Origin of the sequence: Desulfosporosinus sp. OT (assembly GCF_000224515.1) — a bacterium.
GTDB lineage: Bacteria > Bacillota > Desulfitobacteriia > Desulfitobacteriales > Desulfitobacteriaceae > Desulfosporosinus.
Genome location: NZ_AGAF01000205.1, coordinates 1 through 2188 on the forward strand (window position 1 = coordinate 1; position 2188 = coordinate 2188).

General features: G+C 45.2%; 1 protein-coding gene and 1 pseudogene. Both read right to left on the reverse strand.

Going from position 1 to position 2188, the window contains the following annotated elements; all coding sequences use genetic code 11:
- Positions 1-15 precede the first annotated feature (15 nt).
- Positions 16-1905 (reverse strand): adenylyl-sulfate reductase subunit alpha, encoded by a 1890-nt coding sequence (gene aprA / locus DOT_RS19070; RefSeq protein WP_009622314.1) that lies wholly within the window; start codon positions 1903-1905, stop codon positions 16-18.
- Between the two features lie 38 nt (positions 1906-1943).
- Positions 1944-2188, reverse strand: a pseudogene (locus tag DOT_RS19075) (adenylyl-sulfate reductase subunit beta); the annotation flags it as partial.

Sequence of the window (2188 nt, forward strand, 5' to 3'; positions counted from 1 at the left end):
TAACTTTACCTAGAGTTAGTCAATGTTAAAGAGGTTCAATACAGGACGTTTGAAGACAGACCACTCATCTTTAATTGGATCCCACTTCATGTTTACGAAGCAGAGCCAGTCTTCTTCTTGGAGGGTCGGGTAGTCTGTACGGAAATAATAGCCCGGCCAACGAGTTTCTTCACGGAATGCTACTGCGCGAAGGTGAGCTTCTGCTTGCCAGAATCTGTGCTTGTTTTCCCAAACTCTCAACAGTTCATACAGATCTCTTGCTGCCAGTTTCTCTCCGTCTTCTTTGAGGAACACTAACAGTTCTGCTGCACGATCCAACGAGGCTTTGTTGGTTGAGAAGTTGGAACTTACGCCACCAACATACTCGTCCATGATCTTTTGCAGACGGAACATGTATTGCTTAGGAATGATATAGTTCGGATTGACATTCTCATCTGTGGAGAAGTTCTTGTGCTCTTCGAAAAGGGCCAACGGTTGGAAGATGACTTCTTTCATCTTAGCAACCATTTCTTCTGGAATTTCAGTTTGGGTATTGTGGTCCAAAATATACTTAACTGCGGATTTACCAGCAATACGACCTTCAGCATGGGTACCTGAGGAGAACTTATGAGCGCATGCGCCTGTAGCATCTCCTGCTGCAAACAGTCCTGGTACGGTTGTCATTTGAGCATAACCCCAGAAATAGTCTGTTCCTGCGGACAAGTCTTCTGGACCAGATACCCAAGCGCCTGATGCTCCTGAGTGAGAACTAATGAAGTAGGGCTCTGTTGCGTTGATTTCTGAAGGTCTTACTTCTGGCTCAACGTTGGTTGCTGCCCAGAGTAACGCTTGCGAAATCGTCATATCCAAGAAATCTTCCCAAGCTTCATTTTCTAAGGTTTTCATCTTTTTCTTGAAGGCTTTTTCGTCTCCCTCGTATTGTTTGGCCAGATTAGCGATTGCTTCTTCTGTCCTCATCATCAGAGGTCCTTTGCCTTCTTTGATTTCCAATAAGCCAAGATGGTTACGCAGGTTAGCTGGTTGTGGTATAGCAGCGCCATACTTACCCCAGTTCAACAATTCATCTTTACGAGTTTGCATGTAGTTTTCGCCTGCAGCATTGGTTGCCCGTGATTTGAAGAGTAAGAACCATGCTCCTACTGGACCGTAAGCATCTTTAAATCGAATCGGCACAAACCGTACTTCTTGACAGGTCATTTCGGCTCCAGCCTTCATCGTGAAATACGCTGAAGATCCTGTGGAGAACGGAGGATACCATGAACGTCCACAACCTTCACCAGTGGATTTCGGTTTGAAGACTCCAACCGTACCACCCATGGCGCACATTACAGCCTTAGCTTTGAACACATAGTATTTGTTTTCACGGACACTGAAGCCTACTGCTCCTACGCATTTTCCATCAATGATTAATGGTTCGGTGATGAAAACACGTTCGTAGATGTTTTCGTCTCCTAATGCATTCTTCGCTGCTTCTGCAACGATAACTTTATAGGATTCTCCACTGATCATCAGTTGCCAACGGCCTTCATGCACATAATTACCGTCGTCATCTTTCCAGAGTGGAAGACCCCATTGTTCAAACAGATGAACGGAGCTGTCCACGTGTCGAGCAATGTTAGCGACTAAGTCATCACGGGCTACCCCCATGAGGTCGTATTTTACATATTTGATGTAATCTTCTACTGTGTTTTTACCTTCTGCAAGTCCAACATACAGGTTGATAGCTGACAATCCCATTCCGACTGCCCCAGAACGTGGCATTGACGCTTTGTCTACTAAGGTTACCTTAACTCCATGTTTCTTGCCCCAATATGACGCTTCTACAGCTGCGCCGCAGGCTCCCATTCCTCCTCCAATGATGAGAAGATCGGTTGTTACTTCTACTGTTTCAAAGTTCATTGGCATTTATATTAACCTCCTTATTCATTTCCCATATTTCGAGCTTATTTCTTAAATGTCCAAATTGGCATTTTCATGGAAGCAGGTTCAGTGAACAATTCGATGCTGTCGATGTCTGTCGTCACTTCGTAATTGCCGCCTGGTACTGCCGATCCTTCTTCTGTTGTACGAATCGGGAATTTGAAGCGTTTGGTCATTCCATTACGGAATTTTACGGTCCACATAATGCTGTCCGATCCACGAAGAGGTGTTACCGATGCGCCTAGTGGTACGAAGTCTGCATACCCTC

What these genes read in the sequence shown, in the direction of transcription:
- aprA (WP_009622314.1), bottom strand. Translation starts at nt 1,905, where the DNA reads ATGCCAATGAACTTTGAAACAGTAGAAGTAACAACCGATCTTCTCATC.